Source organism: Mesorhizobium sp. 43Arga, from assembly GCF_053714255.1.
This window is the reverse complement of record NZ_JBSKBO010000009.1, coordinates 1-19,503: the sequence shown is the minus strand read 5'-3', so window position 1 is coordinate 19,503 and position 19,503 is coordinate 1. Positions and strand designations below refer to the sequence as shown.

At 65.1% G+C, this 19,503-nt stretch carries 22 protein-coding genes and 1 pseudogene; 8 read left to right on the top strand and 15 right to left on the bottom strand.

What is annotated here, in order from left to right; all coding sequences use genetic code 11:
- The first annotated feature begins 1 nt into the window (after window position 1).
- Together ACWGS8_RS26440 and gspG are read left to right on the top strand one after the other, a co-directional pair.
- Window positions 2-496 carry a prepilin peptidase gene (locus ACWGS8_RS26440; protein ID WP_454583675.1) on the top strand — a complete coding sequence of 165 codons (495 nt, stop codon included), beginning with the start codon at window positions 2-4 and terminating at the stop codon, window positions 494-496.
- A complete protein-coding gene (gene gspG, locus ACWGS8_RS26435; RefSeq protein WP_454583674.1) occupies window positions 496-966 on the top strand; it encodes a type II secretion system major pseudopilin GspG in 471 nt (156 codons plus the stop codon). Before ACWGS8_RS26440 ends, gspG begins: the two co-directional genes overlap by 1 nt.
- Window positions 967-986: 20 nt before the next feature.
- Here gspG and ACWGS8_RS26430 read toward each other — a convergent pair whose 3' ends face one another.
- The 11 genes from ACWGS8_RS26430 to ACWGS8_RS26380 all read right to left on the bottom strand — a co-directional run bounded on the left by ACWGS8_RS26430 (window position 987) and on the right by ACWGS8_RS26380 (window position 11,161).
- Window positions 987-1,712 (bottom strand): PulJ/GspJ family protein, encoded by a 726-nt coding sequence (locus ACWGS8_RS26430; protein WP_454583673.1) that lies wholly within the window; start codon window positions 1,710-1,712, stop codon window positions 987-989.
- The gene (locus tag ACWGS8_RS26425) at window positions 1,709-2,083 is read right to left on the bottom strand and encodes a PulJ/GspJ family protein (protein ID WP_454583672.1); all 375 of its coding nucleotides are present in this window, start codon (window positions 2,081-2,083) and stop codon (window positions 1,709-1,711) included. The genes ACWGS8_RS26430 and ACWGS8_RS26425 overlap by 4 nt, the downstream gene beginning before the upstream one ends.
- A complete protein-coding gene (locus ACWGS8_RS26420; RefSeq protein ID WP_454583671.1) occupies window positions 2,065-2,499 on the bottom strand; it encodes a prepilin-type N-terminal cleavage/methylation domain-containing protein in 435 nt (144 codons plus the stop codon). The genes ACWGS8_RS26425 and ACWGS8_RS26420 overlap by 19 nt, the downstream gene beginning before the upstream one ends.
- Window positions 2,500-2,534: 35 nt before the next feature.
- Entirely contained in the window at window positions 2,535-3,752 is a 1,218-nt protein-coding gene (locus ACWGS8_RS26415) for a type II secretion system F family protein (protein WP_454583670.1), read from the bottom strand.
- Window positions 3,752-5,395 (bottom strand): GspE/PulE family protein, encoded by a 1,644-nt coding sequence (locus ACWGS8_RS26410; RefSeq protein WP_454583669.1) that lies wholly within the window; start codon window positions 5,393-5,395, stop codon window positions 3,752-3,754. Before ACWGS8_RS26410 ends, ACWGS8_RS26415 begins: the two co-directional genes overlap by 1 nt.
- Window positions 5,392-6,318: a hypothetical protein gene (locus tag ACWGS8_RS26405; protein ID WP_454583668.1), complete on the bottom strand. Its 927-nt coding sequence runs from the start codon at window positions 6,316-6,318 to the stop codon at window positions 5,392-5,394. The genes ACWGS8_RS26410 and ACWGS8_RS26405 overlap by 4 nt, the downstream gene beginning before the upstream one ends.
- Window positions 6,315-6,890: a hypothetical protein gene (locus ACWGS8_RS26400; RefSeq protein ID WP_454583667.1), complete on the bottom strand. Its 576-nt coding sequence runs from the start codon at window positions 6,888-6,890 to the stop codon at window positions 6,315-6,317. The genes ACWGS8_RS26405 and ACWGS8_RS26400 overlap by 4 nt, the downstream gene beginning before the upstream one ends.
- Window positions 6,887-7,480: a type II secretion system protein GspM gene (gene gspM, locus ACWGS8_RS26395; protein WP_454583666.1), complete on the bottom strand. Its 594-nt coding sequence runs from the start codon at window positions 7,478-7,480 to the stop codon at window positions 6,887-6,889. The genes ACWGS8_RS26400 and gspM overlap by 4 nt, the downstream gene beginning before the upstream one ends.
- A gap of 2 nt (window positions 7,481-7,482) precedes the next feature.
- The gene (locus tag ACWGS8_RS26390) at window positions 7,483-8,529 is read right to left on the bottom strand and encodes a PilN domain-containing protein (RefSeq protein ID WP_454583665.1); all 1,047 of its coding nucleotides are present in this window, start codon (window positions 8,527-8,529) and stop codon (window positions 7,483-7,485) included.
- A 363-nt stretch (window positions 8,530-8,892) separates the two neighbouring features.
- Window positions 8,893-10,020: a serine hydrolase domain-containing protein gene (locus ACWGS8_RS26385; RefSeq protein ID WP_454583664.1), complete on the bottom strand. Its 1,128-nt coding sequence runs from the start codon at window positions 10,018-10,020 to the stop codon at window positions 8,893-8,895.
- 100 nt (window positions 10,021-10,120) lie between these two features.
- Entirely contained in the window at window positions 10,121-11,161 is a 1,041-nt protein-coding gene (locus ACWGS8_RS26380) for a proline racemase family protein (protein ID WP_454583663.1), read from the bottom strand.
- Window positions 11,162-11,269: 108 nt separating this feature from the next.
- Here ACWGS8_RS26380 and ACWGS8_RS26375 point away from each other — a divergent pair, with 108 nt between their 5' ends.
- Window positions 11,270-12,232: a dihydrodipicolinate synthase family protein gene (locus tag ACWGS8_RS26375; RefSeq protein ID WP_454583662.1), complete on the top strand. Its 963-nt coding sequence runs from the start codon at window positions 11,270-11,272 to the stop codon at window positions 12,230-12,232.
- Between the two features lie 72 nt (window positions 12,233-12,304).
- On the opposite strand, the gene pldH is transcribed toward ACWGS8_RS26375, so the two are convergent.
- The gene (pldH, locus tag ACWGS8_RS26370) at window positions 12,305-13,051 is read right to left on the bottom strand and encodes a pyridoxal 4-dehydrogenase, SDR-type (RefSeq protein ID WP_454583661.1); all 747 of its coding nucleotides are present in this window, start codon (window positions 13,049-13,051) and stop codon (window positions 12,305-12,307) included.
- A gap of 38 nt (window positions 13,052-13,089) precedes the next feature.
- Window positions 13,090-13,431 carry a hypothetical protein gene (locus ACWGS8_RS26365; protein WP_454583921.1) on the bottom strand — a complete coding sequence of 114 codons (342 nt, stop codon included), beginning with the start codon at window positions 13,429-13,431 and terminating at the stop codon, window positions 13,090-13,092.
- Between ACWGS8_RS26365 and ACWGS8_RS26360 the strand changes: the two are divergent.
- A pseudogene (locus ACWGS8_RS26360) lies at window positions 13,404-13,742 on the top strand (GMC oxidoreductase); the annotation flags it as partial. The gene ACWGS8_RS26365 and the pseudogene ACWGS8_RS26360 overlap by 28 nt on opposite strands.
- Here the strand turns inward: ACWGS8_RS26360 and ACWGS8_RS26355 are convergent.
- Complete coding sequence (locus ACWGS8_RS26355) at window positions 13,739-14,740, bottom strand: bile acid:sodium symporter family protein (RefSeq protein WP_454583660.1); 1,002 nt, start codon at window positions 14,738-14,740, stop codon at window positions 13,739-13,741. The pseudogene ACWGS8_RS26360 and the gene ACWGS8_RS26355 overlap by 4 nt on opposite strands.
- Before the next feature lie 89 nt (window positions 14,741-14,829).
- Between ACWGS8_RS26355 and ACWGS8_RS26350 the strand changes: the two genes are divergently transcribed.
- A complete protein-coding gene (locus ACWGS8_RS26350) occupies window positions 14,830-15,672 on the top strand; it encodes a LysR substrate-binding domain-containing protein (RefSeq protein WP_454583659.1) in 843 nt (280 codons plus the stop codon).
- Window positions 15,673-15,948: 276 nt separating this feature from the next.
- Entirely contained in the window at window positions 15,949-16,623 is a 675-nt protein-coding gene (locus tag ACWGS8_RS26345; RefSeq protein ID WP_454583658.1) for a GntR family transcriptional regulator, read from the top strand.
- A gap of 96 nt (window positions 16,624-16,719) precedes the next feature.
- Here the strand turns inward: ACWGS8_RS26345 and ACWGS8_RS26340 are convergent, their stop codons facing one another.
- A complete protein-coding gene (locus ACWGS8_RS26340; RefSeq protein ID WP_031261243.1) occupies window positions 16,720-17,160 on the bottom strand; it encodes an Lrp/AsnC family transcriptional regulator in 441 nt (146 codons plus the stop codon).
- A gap of 134 nt (window positions 17,161-17,294) precedes the next feature.
- Between ACWGS8_RS26340 and rocF the strand changes: the two genes are divergently transcribed.
- Both rocF and ACWGS8_RS26330 read left to right on the top strand, forming a co-directional pair.
- Window positions 17,295-18,227: an arginase gene (gene rocF, locus ACWGS8_RS26335; RefSeq protein ID WP_454583657.1), complete on the top strand. Its 933-nt coding sequence runs from the start codon at window positions 17,295-17,297 to the stop codon at window positions 18,225-18,227.
- 2 nt (window positions 18,228-18,229) lie between these two features.
- Window positions 18,230-19,285, top strand: a complete 1,056-nt coding sequence (locus ACWGS8_RS26330; protein WP_454583656.1) for an ornithine cyclodeaminase — start codon at window positions 18,230-18,232, stop codon at window positions 19,283-19,285.
- Window positions 19,286-19,503: the final 218 nt, after the last annotated feature.

Below are 19,503 nucleotides of genomic sequence, written 5' to 3'. Positions count from 1 at the left end.
GATGGCCACGCAACCATCCCTGGTCCTGGCCGCCACGATCGCCCTGGCGGTCGTGCTTGCCGCTATTTCGATCGCCGATTTCCGCCGGCAGATCATCCCGGACGGGCTCAACCTGGCGTTGGCCGGCATCGGCCTTTCCTATCAGCTGGCGGCCGACGCAGACGGCCTGCCGGTGCGGATCCTCTTCGCCGCCGCGACCTTCGCCGCAGCCTGGCTGCTGCGGCGCGGCCATTTCCTCATGACCGGACGCATCGGCCTCGGCCTCGGCGACGTCAAGATGCTGGCGGCCGCTTCATGCTGGATCAGCCCGCTGCTGTTGCCGGTGCTGCTGTTCATCGCCAGCGCCAGCGCTTTGCTGTTCGTCGGCGGCCAGGTGGTCGCGACAGGGCCGGCGGCAGCGCGGGCCCGGGTCGCCTTCGGTCCATTCATCGCCATCGGCCTCGGCTCAAGCTGGGCGCTGGAACAATTTGCAGGTCTAGACATGGGACTGCTCTGATGATGCGCTTTCTTCAATCCTTCGAAGTATCCCGCCGTGCCGGAAAATCGGTCGGTGAAAACGATGATCGCGAAGGCGGCTTCACCCTGGTCGAGCTTCTGGTCGTGCTCGCCATCATCGCACTGATCGCCACGCTGGCGGCGCCGCAGGTGCTGCGCTATCTCGGCGCGGCCAGGACCAATGCCGCCAAGGCGCAGATCCGCAACATCGAAAGCGCGCTCGAACTCTACTATGTCGACAATGCGAAATACCCGACCAACGAAGAGGGCCTCAACGCCCTGGTCGCCCAGCCCGCCGGCGAAACGCGCTGGAACGGGCCTTATCTCAAGGGCAACACCGGCATCAAGGATCCCTGGGGCAGGCCCTACTCCTACGAAGTGAAGGCCGATGCCAGCGGCGTGGTCATCCGCAGCCTTGGCAAGGACGGCAAACCCGACGGAACCGGCGAGGACCAGGACGTCACCAACTGACGGTGATCGAGAGAGCGCGCTCAATTCGTGCGGGGTGCCGGCGTGCCGGCCAGATCGAGGCGGGCAAAACCGCGCGATGAATAGGCCGCGCCATCGCGCACCACCGAGAGGGTGAAGCGCACGGCGGCGGGCAGCCGCCGCGGCGTATTCCAGCCCGGCAGCCACGATGGCGGCGCCAGCGCGTTGTCGAGATATTCGAATTTCATGGCACTGACGCCGCCGATCAGCTGTACCGGTTCGCTCGACACCGATGCGCCAGGTTTGCTGCCGCGCCGCGTTTTCTGGACGATGGCCAGGGCGGCCCCCGTCTGGCCACCGTCACCAAGCGAAACCGTGATTTCGCGCAGTGCGGAGGATTTGAAGCCGATCGCCTGAACGGCATTGAACTCGACCCAGGCACCATCGCCACTGAGATAGAGCACCTGGTCCGGCGACGATTTCGACAAGGGCAAGGACTCGGCATGGCTGATCGCCGTCTCGAGAAACCGCGATGCGGCGTCGACCTCCATCTGGAACTCGGTCGCCTTTTCGATGCGCATCATCGTTCGCGCCTGGCCGAGAAAGACCATCATCAGCGATGTGATGACGCCGATCAGCGCCAGCCCCACCAACACATCAATGAGCGCAAAACCCGCCACCGGTGCCGAGGGTTGCGGATGCGCCTTGGCGCCCGATGAAGCAGCGCCGGCAAGATGACGGCGAACGGCGCGGGTTTTCGTCAGGGCGCGGGAGAACAGCCAGCTCATGGCGCGGCCGGGCCTTGCGCCGGCACAAAGGTCAGAAACGGCCCGCTTGGAAACGCGCCGCCCGGCTTCTCGATGAGAACAGCGGTCACCTTCGCTTTCGCGACGTCTATCGTGCGCGTCTTCAGGGTCCAGCCGGGTTGTGCCGCGGTTTGTGCCCGGGCCTCGTAGTCGGCCAGCATCATGCGAACCGTTCTGGCCGCTTCGACCTGGCGCTTGGCCGCGGCAATGCTGCGGCTGGCCAGCACGATCGACTGGCTGGCGATGCCGAGCACCAGCGCCAGGATCGTCATGGCGACGATCATCTCCAGGATGGAGAAGCCATCTTCGGATGAGGATTGGGGCAATGGCCCGATCATGGCAGGGTCCGCCATGTCGGAAGCCCTGTCAGCCAGTTGACCGCGATGCGCGCGGTCCGTCCTTTCTGCTGCAGCGCGATGTCCATGCCGGAAGCGCGGCCGTCGGGAAGGAAGGTCAGCACCGTCTGCCGGTCGGCGACGACGGTCTCCTGGCCGGTGATGACGGTCATTTTGACATCGTCCGGCAAGGCCAGACTGTCTCGTTCGCCGAAACGGATGAGACGGCTGCCCAGATCGACAAGAACCTGCTTCGGCCGGGCGGTGGCGATGGCCGAGGTGCGCGACAGGCGCAACCGCATGGTGATCTCGCCGGCCACCGTCTCCAGGCTCTTGGTGCGATAGTGGCTGACCAGCCCCGGTGCGGCGATCGCCGCGACAAGCGCCATGATCGCCAGCACCACCAGCATCTCGACCAGGGTGAACCCCGCCATTGCGTGTGCCTGCGTTTCGGCTGCGGGAGCGGCGGTCATTGCAGCGCCAGATCGTTGATCGAGAGGATCGTCGTCATCACCGAAATGACCAGGCTGCCGACGAGAAAGCCGAGCGAAATCGTCAGTGCCGGCGTCAACAGCTTCAGCACGGTGTCGATCCGCCGCGTCAGCGTCAGCTGAAGCATCCTGGCGGCGCGATCCAGCACTACGGGAAGCGCATTGGCCTCTTCGCCAAGGGAGACCAGCGACATTGTCGCGTGATCGAAAATCCCAGCCTTGACGATCGCGCCATGCAGGCGGGCGCCATTGGCGACATTGTCTTCGATCGATGCAAAGCTTGCCGCCAGCGAACTCTGCCTGGAAACATTGGCGGCAAGGCCAAGCGCCTCGGTCATCGCCACACCATTGCCGAGCAGCAGCGCAAGCGTTTCGAGATAGCGGGCGATCACGGCGTCCCTCACCAGCGCGCCGATCAGCGGGATCCTCAGCAGCCAGTGCGAAAGCTGTCTTCTGGCGCCGGCGGAACGGGACAGCAGGAGATAGCAAAGCAGGCCGAGCACCGCCGCCAGCGGGAAAACGAAGGGGTAGTCGCGGAACACCGTGCCGAAGGCGGAAAGCATGGTCATGGTGAACGGCTTGGGAGCGGATGAGCCCTCGAAGATCGGCTCCAGCGCCGGCACCAGGACCGTTGCCAGAATGACCAGCGCGCCGCTCATGACCAGGAGCAGGAAGGCCGGATAGGCCAGCGCCTCGATGATCGCGGCGCGGCGCTTGGCCGTCGCCTCGAACGTGTCCGCCAGCCGCTGGCAAATATAGGCCATCTTGCCGCTGCGCTCGCCGCTGGCAAGCAAAGCGGCGACGTCAGGGGTGATGCCCGGCAGAGCGGCAAAGGCTTCGGCGATCGGCCGCCCGCCGGTCGTCAGGTCGAGCACCGATTGCAGCTGCTGGCGCCGCTGCCGGTTGGCTTCGCCGGAGATGACCGCCCCCAAGGCGCGGTCGACCGTGAAGCCGGCGTTCAGCAGAACCGAAAGCTCGGAAAACAGCCGGCTGAGGTCGACCCTGCGGGTCAGCGTCAGCGCGCTGCGCCCCGGCAGGCGAAGCTGCGGCCGTTCGCCGTTCACGGGCGCAAGATGGTAGGACCGGCGGCCCTGCTGCGCCAATTTTCGGGCGGCGTCCTGTTTGGTCGACGCATCGAGAACGCCGGCCTCCGTCGAGCCGTCGGCCAGATAGGCGCGATAGGCGAAGGCCGGCATCAGTCACCTCCCGCCAGATCGATGACACGGCGGACCTCGTCCATGGTGGTGACCTGCGATCGGGCAAGGGCGGTTGCGTGGACCGACATCGGCACCAGGTCGTCCTCGGCGGCAATGCGGCCGATCTCCATTTCACCGGCGCCCTGATCGATAAGCTCGGCGATCCGCGGCGACACTTGCAGCATTTCATAGGTCACGGTACGGCCGCTGTAGCCGGAGCCGTTGCAGCTGCGGCAGGCCGTACCGGTCTGCTCCGCGCCCCGGCAGGTCGGGCAGATACGGCGCAACAGCCGCTGCGCGATGACGCCGCGGATCGTCGCGCCGAGCAGGTAGCCATCGATGCCCATGTCGCGAAGGCGCGTCAGCGCGCCTGCGGCACTGTTGGTGTGCAGTGTCGAGAACACGAGATGGCCGGTCAGCGCCGCCTGGACCGCGACCTGCGCCGTCTCGCGATCACGGATTTCCCCGAGCAGGATGATGTCGGGATCCTGGCGCAGGATCGAGCGCAAGGCGGCGGCGAAGTCGAGGTCGATCGCGGGATTGACCTGCAGCTGGGTGATGCCGGCCATGCGGTACTCGACCGGATCCTCCACCGTGAAAATCTTGACATCCGGCCGCGAACGCTCGGCGAGGATCGAGTACAGCGTCGTCGTCTTGCCGCTGCCGGTCGGCCCGGTGATCAGCACGATGCCGTTGGCCGATTGCGACATGTTGCGGATCTTGGCCTGCGCGGCGCCGTCGAAGCCGAGCTTCTCCAGCTTCAGTTCGACGCCGGCGCGATCGAGAATGCGCAGCACGATGGCCTCGCCGTGAATGGACGGAATGACCGAGACGCGCAGGTCGACGTCGCGGCCGCGCACGGCAATGCGCATGCGACCATCCTGCGGCAGGCGCCGTTCGGCGATATTGAGGCGCGACAGGATCTTGATGCGGGTGGAGATGCCGGACAGCATCGCGACCGACGCGGTGTCGACGGTGGACAGCATGCCGTCATGCCTGAAGCGGATGCGGACATGGTCCTCGAGCGGCTCGATGTGAATGTCAGTGGCCCTCGCGTCGACCGCCTTGTGGATGGTCTCGGCGACGAAGCGCACGATCGGCGCCTCACGGGCAAAATCCTTCAAGCGCTCGAGGTCGTCAGGTCCGAAATCCAGGATTTCACCACTGCCGCCGCCATTCGAAACGGCAGCAAGGGCCGATTGCTCGATGCGGTCGATGCATTCGGCGATCATGCGCCTTGGCAAGATGCGCAGCGCCAGGGTTCGCTCATAATGGAAGGCCAATGCATCGATGGTGGCCGAGGAGAACGGATCGGCCACGGCGACGACCAGCCGCTCGGCGTCCATCTGCAGCGGCAGGATGGCGTTTTCCCTGAGATAGGCCAGCGGCACGCTTGCGAGCATTTCGGGGCTGACCTGTTCGGGGATCTCGACCGGCATCGGCGCTTCGAGGTAACGGCTGAGGCTGCTGGCCAGTTCCTGCTCGCCGATCAGTCCGAGTTCGGTCATCACCGTATCAAACGGGTGCCCCGATGTTCGCGATGCCCCCAAGGCGCGTTGGGCGGCATGCGCGGTCAGCACTTTCTCGCCCTCGAGAAAGGCGAGAAACGCCTCGATCCCCTTCGTCTGGACGGAAACGTTCATGAGTTCCAACCCCTGATGATCCGCGCCGCCTCGGCGCCGAAAAGTATCTCGCAGTCGGCGACGCCGGCGACTGGCGGCAATGCGCCGGCTTCGGCGGCCGGGCTTCGGGCGACGCGGGAGAATGCCGCGCCCGTCGGCGATTTCTCGATAATGAACCCGGCCTCGCCCGCGATCCCGGAGCCGTCCCGCCTCACCATCACGTCGACCGTGTAGGCAGACGCATCGGCCACCGCCTGCACGACCGACGCGCTGGAGCCACTTGCCAGAGCGGCGCGAAGCCGGCCCGGCGCGCGATCGGCGCTGATCGTGCCACGCTTCGAGTTGACCGTGAAAACGCCATTCAGGGTATGCAGCGGTATCGACGACAGCGCTGAAAACTCCTGCAGTTCGGATACGGATTCGAACGGCGCCTGCTTGTCTTCGGGCGGCCCGACGGCGCTTCTCGACCGCGGCAGGTCGGCGAACAGCTTTGCGCTGTCGCGAAACCGGATCGCGGCCTTGGCCAGTTCGGCCGATGTCTGCTGCTCGAAGCCGAGCGCGGCAAAGCCAAGCTCGAGCAGGCGGTCATCAGCGGTGTTGAGGTCGATCAGCCCGCCATGATCCTGGACGCGCACAGTGAAACTGAACCCGCCCGACCGGCATGATGTCGGTGTGGAATCCAGCGGAAACTTTTGCCCGCCGGAGCCGCCGGTCAATGTACTCGCCACCACATTGCCGAGGCCTTCGGCCAGCAGCGACAGCCGCTCCTGCTCGACTTCGGTGTTGGCGATCATCAACCGTGTCTTGGCCGTCACGGCAAAGGGGACGACGATCGCCGAGACGATCAGCATGAACACCAGCACGGCAACCAGCGAAAAGCCGCTGCGGGCGCTTTCGTCCCGCGAGTCGGTGCCCGCGCTGTCATGGGCGGCGCGGTCGCTCATAGTTGCGGCTCGCTCGGGGGTGGCGGCGGCGCATTCGCGGGTGCCGGGACATTCTTCCATGGCGGATAAAGCGGGATGCGCGCCAGCTTGCCATCCCGCTCCAGCACGGCCTGATCCTTGTCGATCGCCGACACTCTCCAGCCGTCAACGGTGTCGCCACTGCCATACCAGACCGCGGCTTCGCTGCCGGCGACGCGCATCAGCGCCTTTGCCGCGCCACCGTGAATGCTGATGCCCAGCAGCGATGGGGCGACGGCCGGTGGGGCTTCGGGTGGTGGTGGCGCCGGCGCCGGCTCGACCGGGGCAACGGCAACCTCCACCGGCGGCGGCGCGACCGGTGGGGGCACGAATTTTCGGCGTGTCGGCGTGAACAGCGGACGCTGGAACGTCTCGCTGAAATCGCCGGCTTCGGGAAATTGCAGCGATCCCGCGACTGAGACCAGGCCGCCATCATGCCCCTTGCCGGAGGCGACGGGCGTGATGTCGACAGGCGCCTCGTAGAGCGCCACATTGACCAAAGCGAGCGCCGCGATCACAGCCGGAATCGCCAGGACAGCGAATTTCCCGGTCATGGCTTGACCCCGGCGGGCGCCATCGGCGTTTGCAGCGGCCCGTAAAACAGGATCTCGGCGAAAATCTCAGGGTCGCCGGTCCGTCCCGCCGCCGGCCCGACATTGGTGGTGCGCAAGGTGGCTTCGCGAATGAACAGCACCGGCAGCGACGTCTCGATGGCGAGAATGGCATTGTGGATGCCTTCCAGCGATCCCGAAAGATTGGCCCGCAGCCCGATGAAATCGACACCGGCTTCACTGAGCACCGGTGCATTGCCAGCAGACAGCACGCTGACCCCATTGGCGGCGGCGATCGCGTTCAGCCGTGTCTGCAGCCCGCCGCGGATGATCGCTTCGCTGCCGCCGGTGAGAAATTCGGGATTGGCCGCCGCATCCGGACTGGCGGCACTGTCGAGGCGCTTTGCCAGGGCCGCCACGCTCTGCAATTGGCCGAGAAGCTCGCGCCTTTCCTCGATCCCGGCCTGTGCGGAGGCGACGCTATCGAATGCCGCGAACACCACCCAGGCAAGCACACAGGCCGTGACCGCGGCGATCGCCAGCGCAATCAGGCGGCGTATCGTCGGCCTTGTGTTGAGGATGGCGGAGAGCATCGTCAGAGCGCTCCGATCTTGGCCGAGATTGTGAAGTGCTCGCCGTCCTGGCCAGGAACCTTGACCACCGGCGAGGCGAATTCAGGCGCGGAAAACAGCGGCGAGGCGTCGATCGGCTGGATCAGTTCGGCGGCCGAGCTGGAAAAACCTGATATGGTCAGGTCGTCGCCCTTGGCTGAGAGATCGGTCAGCCATGCCGTGTCGGGCAGCAGATGCGTCAGTTCGGCCCAGACGCGCACCAGCGACGCCGTCGTCTTCTTTTCCTGGCGGATCTTTTCGATGCGCTCGATGCCGGCCTGGCGCTTCTGCAGCGAGGTGCGCGCCGCCTTGGCCAGCACCTGCGCATCGGCGATCTGCGCGTCCAGTTCGGCCTCGGCCTGCCAGGCGCGCCAATGCGCATGCGCGAAGGTCACCAGCACCGCCCCGGCCAGCACCGAAAGGGCCGCAATCCAAGCGGTCCTGGCACGCCGGTCACGCGCCGTCGGCGGCCAGATGGCGGCAAGGCTGAGCGGATCGGCGCGCAGCGCGTTTTCGGGCCGCGACAGCGACAGGCAGCGGACCGAGCCGCCGGCCCGGCGGACCGCGTCCAGCACGGCGGCAAGCGTCTTGGCCTTGACGACATGGTAGGCGCTGTCCTGCGCCGCCGCGGCGAAGACGACATGCACCTGGGCCGGGTCGAGCGGCGTCGAAGCCATAAGGTCGAGTTCGGCCATGTCGCGCGCCTGCCGAACCGGCAGCCGCCGCGCCGAGAGCTGCCGGGTCAGGAACAGGCCCGGCTGGACGCTGATATCGAAGCCTGGCCGCCTGCGCCGGGTCCCGCCCTGCAGCAGCGCCAGGATCTCGTCGGAGGAAGCCGTCAGCGCCAGCGGGATCGACTGGAATTCCGGCGCCTTGGCCTCGCGCACGCGAATGCCGTCATCCGCCAGGCTGACGATCCAGTCGGCGGTGGAAGCTTGCTCCTTCCTGGGAACAACCCGCGCCCAGACCCCTCGCAGCTCATCGAGCCACCAGTCGAAAAAATCCAGAAATTGCGCGTTGAGTGTCGCCACAATCAACCACCCGCCACCCCGGCTGATTCTCAACCGGGGTTTCCATGCTGAGACTACTACAGATGCTGGCGTGATGCGGATATTTGCGAAGGCGCGGGAGAGGGATTAGCCACAGCTTTTGTTTGGGGGCTACTCGCACGAGCGAAGGCTGTCCGTTGCGGAGCACGAGTTTCTATTTGGGGCGCTGAGCGAGCAAATAGGGCGGCGCTATGCGTCGTTCGCTCACATCGATGGGGCAGTAGGCAAAAAGTGCACTGTCACCGTAATTCCCTGTGGTCACCAGGGCCAGCGGCAGGTTGCGCTCGGCAGTGGCGCGCACCGCTTCCAGCCTGCGGACCACCCGGCTGGCCTTCGGCCATTCCGTCAGAGCGAGTCGTAAACGGCGTCGATCAACATCTTGCGGCGTGGGTCGATGTCGTCAAAACCCAGCATGCGGTTGGTGACGTAGCCGAAACCGACGCCGGCACCGGGATCGGCAAAGCCGATGGCGCCGCCCCAGCCGGTGTGGCCGAAGGTTTGCGGCGACGCGCGGCCGGCATAGACCGGATCTTCCATCTGATAGCCGGCGGCGAAGGCGGCCGGTGCGGCAAAGCTTTCGTCCGTGCCGCGAAAACGCTGACGCGCCGCCGCCTCGATTGCCGCGCGCCCGATCAAGGAGTGGCCCTCCCAGACACCGCCGGCTGCCATCATGCCGTAGATGCGTGCCAGTGCGTGCGCCGTCGACTGGCCGTTGCCGCCCGGCACCTCGGCGGCGCGCCAGACGCGGTCGTTGGGGGCCAGTGCACGGGGCGCCGGATTGTCGCTTGCGTGGGGAAATGGCGAGGCGCGGACAAAGTCGACCCAGTCTGAAGCGCCGGGGCCTTCGATCATCTCGGCGACCCTGGAATCCTCGCGGTCCGGCAGGCCGACATGAAAATCGGCTCCGAGCGGGCCAGCGATCTCTTCGCCAATGAAGCGGCCGATGCTTCGCCCGTCGACGCGGCGCAGCACTTCGCCAGCAAGGTGGCCATAGGTAAGCGCGTGATAGATGCAGCGGCTGCCGGGCTCCCATAGCGGCGGCATGGCCGCCAGCGCGTCGACAAAGGGCGTCCAGGCTAGCAATCCCGCCTCGTCCATCGGCACGGCAAGACCATTCAGCCCAGCTTGGTGCGACATCACCTGGTCAAGCGTGATGCGCTCCTTGCCGCCGGCCGCGAATTCCGGCCAGTAGCGGGCAATGGGTGCGGCATAGTCCAGCCTGCCGCGCTCCACCAGCATTGCGATGGCCAGCGCCACGACGCCCTTGGTGCAGGACCAGACATTGATCAGCGTGTCCTGCCGCCACGGACGGGTTCGCGCGGCATCGGCATGACCGCCCCACAGGTCAATGACGGTCTTGCCGTTGACGACGACGGATACGCCCCCGCCATGTTCAAGCCCTTGGGCGAAACACTCGGCGAATGCCGCGCGCACGGCGCCAAAGCGCGGATCGCAGATACCATCCATGTTCATGGACGAAAACTCTCACCAGATGCGGACGTGACGTATGCCGCCGTCGAGGCCATTCTGACTTGGCGAGGACCCACCAGTCCAGCGAATTACCGGCTCCGGCCTACTGCTTCACCGAGGTGGAGGTGCCCCAAGTATCCGACAGCACGTAGCCCTCGGGATAGGGATCGGTCGGATCGAGATAGTAGCTGTGCTCGCCGGTAATCCATGCCCGGCCGGTGATCTCCGGAACGATCGCCTTGCGGCCGCCGATCTCCGCCAGCTCCACGATCCTGCCGGTGAAGTGAGAGCCGATGATCGATTCATGGATCAACACGTCGCCAACACCCATCAAACCTCGGGCGTGCAGTACGGCCATGCGGGCCGAAGTGCCGGTCCCGGTCGGGCTGCGGTCGGAGCGTCCCGGCGAGACGATGCAGGTGTTGCGGGTGACATTGCCAGGCCCCTGGAACGGCATGGCGAACTGGACGATCGACACGCCGCGCACATGATCGAATTCAGGATGGACGACATCAAGCTGTTCGCGCGCGGCCCGCCTGATTTTTTCGCCGGCCACCGCCAGCTCGCGCGCCTCGTCGGGCACGACCGAGAAGCCGAGCGCCTCGGCATCGACAATGGCATAGAACATGCCGCCATAGGCTATGTCGACGGTGAGCGTGCCCAGCCCCTCGACCTCGATATTGGCATCGAGGCGGTCTACAAAAGCCGGTGCGTTGCGGAGGGTGATCGAGACGCATTTGCCGTCGCGGCATTGCGCGCGCACCTCGATGACGCCACCCGGCATGTCGAGCTTGAAGCGCGTCTCGGGCTCCTGAATCGGCACCATGCCGGTCTCCAGCAGCACCGTGGCGACGCAGATCGTGTTGGAACCGGACATCGGCGGATATTCCGTCGGCTCCATGATGATGGCGCCCGCGGCGCAATCCTCGCGCGTCGAGGGAACGAGCAGGTTGACGTGGCGCGCGACGCTGCCGCGCGGCTCGCAGATCAGCATGCGCCTTATATGGTCATGATCGCGCTCCATCGTGATCATCTTGTCCATCATCGTGCGGCCAGCCGGCGGCAGGACACCGCCGATGATGACGTCGCCGACTTCACCTTCGGCATGGCAGCCGACGACACGAATGCTGGTTTTGCTGCGCATTGCTGTTCCTGCGTTGGTCGCTCGCGGCCACGACTATTTTGCTTGGCAAGCCGTGCCGCTTCGGGACAAACTGATCAATCCGCATGCAAGCCTCAAGGAGAATCCGAAATGATCCCTAATGTTTTTTCCGGCTGCATGCCGGCGTTGATGACCCCATGCACGCAGGACCGCCAGCCCGACTTCGACGCGCTGGTGCACAAGGGACGCGAGCTGATCGCGGCCGGCATGTCGGCCGTCGTCTATTGCGGCTCGATGGGAGACTGGCCGCTCCTGACCGACGAGCAACGCATGGAAGGCGTCGAGCGCCTGGTGAAGGCCGGTGTGCCGGTGATCGTAGGCACCGGCGCGGTCAACACCGCCAAGGCCGTGGCGCACGCCGCGCACGCCCAGAAGGTCGGCGCCCGAGGCCTGATGGTGATCCCGCGTGTTTTGTCGCGCGGGCCCTCGGTGACGGCGCAGCGCCATCACTTCAAGGCAATTCTTGCCGCCGCGCCCGACCTGCCGGCGGTCATCTACAACAGCCCCTATTACGGCTTTGCCACACGTGCGGACCTGTTCTTCGCCCTGCGGGCCGAACATCCGAACCTGGTCGGCTTCAAGGAGTTCGGCGGCCCGTCGGACCTGCGCTACGCGGCGGAAAACATCACCAGCCGCGACGATGAGGTCGCGCTGATGATCGGCGTCGACACCGCCGTCTTTCACGGTTTCGTCAATTGCGGCGCGTCCGGCGCCATCACCGGCATCGGCAACGTCCTGCCGAAGGAGGTGCTGCACCTCGTCGGCTTGAGCCAGGCAGCGGCCAAGGGCGACGTCGAGGCCCGCCAGCGCGCGCTGGAGCTGGATGCCGCGCTCGCCGTGCTGTCCTCCTTCGACGAAGGCCCCGACCTGGTGCTCTACTTCAAGCACATGATGGTGCTGAAGGGTAATCCCGAGTACCAGCTGCACTTCAACGAGACCGATGCCCTGACCGACAGCCAGCGCGGCTATGCCGAGGCGCAGCTCAGACTGTTCGACAGCTGGTATGCCCAATGGTCGAGGCAACCCGGCGTGATTGCCAGATCCGCAGCCTGACCCGGCAGGTGCGACGGGCGGCCATAGCACGGCCGCTGGTTGCATTGTGGCGATGAGCAGCCGCTATTCGACTTAGTGCCTGACCATCCCGGCGTCGACATTCAGTGTCTGGCCGGTGATCCAGCGTGCATCGTCGGAGGCCAGGAACGAAACCACGTCGGCGATATGTTCCGGCTGCCCCTTGCCCTTCATCGCCTGCAGCATTTCGACAAAGCCGAATGCCTCGTTGTGCGGGCTCGCCTTGACGCCGTCGCTCTCGATCAAGCCGGGCGTGACCGCGTTCGCCGTGATGTTGTATTTGCCGAGCTCCGTGGCCAGCGCCCGGGTGAAGCCGATGACGCCGCCCTTGGCCGCGACATAGGCCGCCATGTTCGGCGTGCCGGCAAAGAAGGTGTTGGAGGCGATGCTTATCACCCGCCCGGCCTTGCCTGCCGCGCGCATCTGGTCCGTGCCGGCGCGGGTGACGATGAAGGTGCCTGTCAGATTGACGTCGATGATCTTGCGCCAATGGTCGAGATCGACATCGTCCCAGGCGACGAACGGCACGATGCTGGCATTGTTGACCAGGATGTCGACCCCCCCGGTCAGAGCCTGGATTTCGGCGAAGAGTGCCTTGACCGAACTCGGATCGGAAATGTCGGCGGCGATCGCCCTCGCCTTCCCGCCGATCGACGCGGCGGCAGCCTTGGCGCCTTCGGCGTTGACGTCGCTGACGATGACGGTCGCCCCGTCGGCGGCAAGCCGCGCGGCGATTGCCTTGCCGATACCTTGTGCGGCGCCGGTAACCAGGGCCGCCTTTCCCGTGAGTCGTTCCGTCATGAAAATGCTCCCTCAATCCGTGATCCGATGATGTCTGTTCAAGCGTCGGCGTCGATAGCGGCCAGCGCCGCCTCGATGCCTTTGCCGATCGCGAGTTTCTGGCCGGCAGCGTTCATGGCACCGCCAAGTGCCGTCAGCGCCGCGATTGCATAGATCGGCTGGGCGGTCGGCCCCATATGGCCGATCCGCGTCAGCTTCCCCAATGTCTCGCCGCGGCCCGACGAAAACACCACGCCGTAGCGGCCACGCGCGGCCTGGCGAAGCGCCTTCTCGTCGATACCGTCGGGGGTGCGGACGGCGGTGGTGGTCGGCGACGCGATGCTGTCGCTGGCGGCCCAGATCGACAGGCCCACGGGACCGGGAGCGGTTTCGCAGAGCACTCGAGGCGGCGCGGACAATCGGGCACAGAGGGGAACTCGCCGGCTGGCGAGAGCGCGAACTCCTGCCAGGCACGCTGAACAGTGCGGCCGAGATGGATGACTTCATCGCGCGGTCGGTCATCACGCACCATCATCCCTGCGGTACCTGCAGGATGGGCAAGGACCCGGATGGCGTCGTCGATGCAAATCTACGGCTCAAGGCGCTCGACAATCTTTTTGTCGTGGACGCGTCGATCATGCCCAACCTCACCGCAGGACCGATTCATGCCGCGGTGCTCGCGATCGCCGAGACTTTCGCCCGACGGCACTAAGCCACCGACGCCGTCGGCTCGGCTTGCAGAACGGTCGGCTGGCGCGCCGCCTTGGCATATTTCTGAGCGATCATGGCACAGACCATGAGCTGTATCTGGTGGAAGAGCATCAGCGGCAGAACGATCGCGCCGACGCCCTGGCCGGCAAAGATCACATTGGCCATCGGCACGCCGCTGGCCAGGCTCTTCTTCGAACCGCAGAAGGTGATCGTGATCTGGTCGGCCCTGTCGAAGCCGAGAAGCCGGCTGCCATAGGTCGTGAACACAAGCACAAGGCCGAGCAGCACCATGTCGGCGACGACGACCACGGCAATGTCGCGCAGGGAGAACATGTGCCACAGTCCTTCGGCGACCGCCGTGCTGAAGGCCAGATAGACGACCATCAGGATCGAGCCGCGATCGACAGGCATCAGCAGTGTCTTGCGAGAGCGTATCCAGTTGCCGATCCGCGGTTCCAGCAGCTGTCCGAGCGCAAAAGGCAGGAGCAGCTGTACCAGGATCTGGCTCACCGCATCCCACGAGAATCCGCCATGGCCGCCGATGGAGAAGAGCAGGCCGACGAGCAAGGGTGTCAGGAACATGCCGAAGATGTTGGAGGCGGAAGCCGAGCAGATGGCCGCGGGGACGTTTCCGCCGGCGATCGAAGTGAAGGCGATCGAAGACTGCACCGTCGACGGCAGGACACAGAGGAACAGAATGCCGAGATAGAGCGGCTTGGGCAGGATCGCAGCCGGCAGATAGCCAAGCGCCAGGCCCAGCAGCGGGAACAGGCCAAAGGTCGTCAAAAGGATCACCAGGTGCAGGCGCCAATGCATCAGGCCGGCGACAACGACATCGCGCGCGAGCCTGGCACCATGCAGGAAAAACAGCAGCGCCACAGCAAGATTGGTCGCGATCGCGAACCATCCCGCGAACGCCCCGGTCGCCGGTGCGAGCGACGCAAACGCGACGGTGCACAACAGGAGGATCAGAAAGGTGTCCGGCAGAAAGCGGCGCATGAGGTGTTCGCTCCAGAGTGGCGGCGCCGTCTTCATACGCATTGCAAAACAAGATACAATGAATAACAGTTATCGTGATTTGGGATACAATGCTCGATCTCGTCCAACTTCGCAGCTTCGTCACCGTCCAGCAGATGGGAAGCTTCACCTTCGCGGCCGAGAGGCTGGGGCTCGGGCAATCCACCGTCAGCCAGCACATCAGCAAGCTGGAGGCCGCGCTTGGCAGGCAGTCGCTGGCCCGCGATACGCACAAGGTGGTGCTGACGCCAGACGGCGAAGCCCTGCTCGGCCATGCCCGGACCCTGTTGTCGATAGAGGGACAGGTGCAGGCGCTTTTCACCGCGCAGAGGCTGCGGGGCACTTTGAGGCTCGGCGTATCCGAGGATCTGGTGACGAGCCGGCTGCCGCTGGTGCTGGAGGATTTTGTCCGGTCTCACCCATCCGTTGACCTTGAACTGACCGTCGCGCTCAGTGGCGTGCTCTACCAGATGCAGGACAATGGCGATCTCGTTCTGGCGAAGCGCCGGCTGGGCGACAGCCGTGGCCGACTCGTCTATCGCGAGCCGCTTGTCTGGCTCGCCCGCGATCCGGAACACGTTCTGTCGCTCGCGGCCTTGCCGTTGATTGCCTTCCCAGCGCCGAGCGTCACGCGCAGCATTGCGCTGGAAGTGCTCGAACGGCACCGCATGCCGTGGCGCATTGTCTGCACATGCGGCAGCCTGAGCGGGCTCACGGCCGCCGCCCGCGCCGGCATGGGGGTTCTGGTGCAACCGCAAAGCATGTCGCCCTCGGGCCTGAAAGAGATCTCATCAGGGCGCCTGCCGCCGTTGGAGGATGTGGAATTTGTCCTCATCCCGAGCAAAGGCGCCGACAAGGCACTGGTCTCGGCGTTGTCGGAAGATATTCTGACCAAGGTGAGAGGTCTGCGCTGACTCATTTGACGTTGGACAAGCCCTCACCGCCCGGAAACGTCTTGCTGATGCCCCTCATATCCGGGGTGCAATCCGCGGCGGCAGTCATGTCCGGCCAGGTTCCCTTGGCAGGCCGGAGCGCTATTGCACTAATACAGCCCTACAAGCTGGATTCCGACGCCATCGCAGTTAGCTGTTGGCGAGACTCCAGGTGTTTAGCCCCTTGTCCCTGGTGCATTGTATTTGACATTCTAATATACTTTGACCACCTCAGGCGAACGAAGTTACGGATTTGCCATGGACCTGGATCCTTCGACGCTCAATCGGGCGCTGCCGCTACGCGATCAAATCTATCACAAGATCCGCAATCTGATTGTCGCCGGCCACATGAAGCCGGGCGAAGTCATCAACGAGGTGGCCATCGCCGAGGCGCTCGGCGTTTCGCGCACTCCGGTGCGGGAAGCGGTCAAGCGCATCAGCGATGAAGGCCTGGTGAAAATCCTGGCGCAGACCGGCACCTATGTCGCGCCGATCAGCCGCGCCGACCTGGAAGAAGCCTATGTCATCCGCAGGGCGCTGGAGATGGAAAGCGCCAGGCGCGCGGCCGCCAAGCTGACGCCGGCATCCGCCGAACTGCTGGAGGACAACATGGCGGCGCACAAGCTCGCCATAGCACGTGGCCGGTATGCCACCGCGATCCAGCTCGACGACGTCTTCCATCGCACCATTGCGGAGATCTGCGGCCTGCCGATGATCTGGAGGGCGGTCGACATCTCAAAGGCGCAGATGGACCGCGGCCGCTATCTCGCCATTCCCAAGCCCGGCTATGGCGAACAGACAATCGAGCAGCATGGGTCTATTCTCGACGCGCTGAAGCGCCACGATGCCGAGGGTGCCGCGCAGGCGATGGAGAACCACCTCGAGACGTCGTTCCGCAACACACTCGAAGTCGCCGCCGAGCTTCTCGGCTGACGCTCGCCGTCGATCGCAACGGCTATAATCTTGCACCATAGGCCTGGCGCGCGCTCAGGGGCTCGTCCTCTGCGCCCGGAACTTCATTGAAGGTGCTTAAGTCAGTCGTGCTCGCGTCGTGCGCGGCGTGGCCAGGAGCAGGCTCGTTTCGCTGCCCGTTATGCCGGCAATCAATCGGATGCGCCGCAGCACGGCATCGAAATCGGTCAGCGAGGCCGTCCCGAGTTCGACCACCAGATCCCAGCGACCATTGGTGGTATGGATGGTCGAGACTTCCGGGAAGCCGCCCAGCGCCCGGACCACCCGGTCGGCGGCGTGGCCCTCAATCTCGATGAGCATGATGCCGCGGATGCGCTGGTCGACGGCGTCGGCGCGCAGCACCACCGTGTAGCCGATGATGTCGCCCGACCGTTCCAGCCGCTCCATGCGTGCCCGAACCGTGGCGCGCGAGACGCCAAGATCGACGGCAAGGTCCGACACGCTGCGCCGGGCGTCATGCCGCAGCAAGGTCACGAGCCGTTCGTCCAAAGCATCCATCGAGGCTACCACTTTGATCAATTCTGCTGCCATTATGATAGGCTATGCTTCGCGGATTGCCAATTCTGTCTGTTCATATTGCCGGCTCGCGATGATCTCCTCTGGCCATTCGAACTTTGGCCGCAGGAAAGACAATGCGTTGCAAGATCGTCGGGGCGCCGGTGCAGGACGGAGCCGGCAGAATGGGCTGCGAAATGGGGCCGAGTGCGCTGAGGACGGCAGGGCTTGCCGAAGTGCTGTCCGGCCTCGGCCACGCCGTCGAGGATATGGGCGCCGTCCAGCCAATGCCGGCGAAGCGGATCGTGCACGGCAACCTCGCCCTGAAGGCCCTGCCCGAAATATCGGCCTGGACATCCGCCATTGCCGCGGCCGCCTACGCGGCGAGCAAGGATGCCATGCCGATCTTTCTCGGCGGCGACCATTCGATCTCGGCCGGAACCGTGTCGGGCCTCGCCCGCCGCGCCGCCGAGGCCGGGCGCCCGCTGTTCGTGCTGTGGCTCGACGCGCATCCGGACTTCCACACGCTCGACACCACAGCCAGCGGCAACCTGCACGGTGTTCCGCTCGCCTATGCCAGCGGCCAGCCGGGTTTCAGCGGCTATTTTCCGGATCTGCCGGCGGCGGTCGATCCCAAGCGTATCTGCACCATGGGCCTGCGCAGTGTCGACCCGGCCGAGCGCAGCGCGCTCAACCAGGCGGGCGTCACCGTGCACGACATGCGCGCCATCGATGAACATGGCATCGCGCCGCTGCTGCGCGCCTTCCTGGCGCGCGTGTCTGATGAAGACGGGCTGCTGCATGTCAGTCTCGACGTCGACTTTCTCGACCCGTCGATTGCGCCGGCTGTCGGCACCACCGTTCCCGGCGGCGCGACCTTCCGCGAGGCGCATCTGGTGATGGAGATGCTGTCCGACAGCGGCCTCGTCTCCAGTCTCGACCTGGTCGAGTTGAATCCTTTTCTGGACGAGCGTGGCCGGACCGCGACGCTTATGGTCGACCTTACGGCGAGCCTGATGGGCCGCCGCATCATGGATCGCCCGACCCGCAGCCATTCCGGGAGCTTTTGATCATGACCACGGCAAAGCTGAACATCGTCCCCTTCGTCAGCGTCGACCGTATGATGAAGCTGGTGCTTGCCATCGGCGTCGAGCGCTTCCTGACCGAACTCGCCAGCTACATCGAAGAAGATTTTCGGCGCTGGGAGCTGTTCGACAAGACGCCTCGCATTGCCTCGCACAGCCATGACGGCGTCATCGAGCTGATGCCGACAAGCGACGGGCGGCTCTACGGCTTCAAATACGTCAACGGCCATCCCAAGAACATGCGTCAGGGCTTGCAGACGGTCACCGCCTTCGGCGTGCTTGCCGATGTCGGCAGCGGCTACCCGATGCTGCTCACCGAAATGACCATTCTCACCGCGCTGCGCACCGCCGCGACTTCCGCCGTCGCGGCCAAATATCTGGCGCCGCGCGGCGCGCGCACCATGGCCATTATCGGCAATGGCGCACAGTCGGAGTTCCAGGCGATCGCCTTCAAGGCGCTGACCGGCGTCGACCGGCTCAGGCTCTACGACATCGACCGATCTGCTTCGCACAAATGCGCCAAGAACCTGGCTGGCATGGGATTTGACATCACCATCTGCGAAACCGGACAGGAAGCGGTCGAAGGAGCCGGGATCATCACGACGGTCACCGCCGACAAGCAATGCGCCACCATCCTCACCGACAACATGGTCGGCGCCGGCGTCCACATCAACGCCGTCGGCGGCGACTGCCCCGGCAAGACCGAATTGCACAGGGACATTCTGCTGCGCTCCGACATTTTCGTCGAGTTCCCGCCGCAGACACGCATCGAGGGCGAGATCCAGCAACTGGACGCTGACCATGCGGTGACCGAGCTCTGGCAAGTGATCGCCGCCAAGGAGCCAGGCCGCCGGGACGCCAAGCAGATCACGTTGTTCGATTCCGTCGGTTTCGCCATCGAGGACTTTTCGGCGTTGCGCTATGTGCGCGACCAGCTGCAGGCAACGGGCCTGTACGAGGAGCTCGATCTGCTGGCCGATCCGGACGAACCGCGCGACCTCTATGGCATGCTGCTGAGAGCGGCCATGCAGACCGCAGCATAACAAGAACCGATGAGATGCCGCGAGCGATCCCGCAGGCATTGATCGGGACGGCGGGTCTTGTCGATCGTCTCTCCGACGAGACGAAGGGCCATCGACGTTGCCGTCACTCCACCGTCACGGATTTCGCCAGATTGCGCGGCTGGTCGACGTCGGTGCCCATGAACACGGCGGCGAAATAGGCCAGCATCTGGATCGGCAGCGCATAGATGATCGGCGAG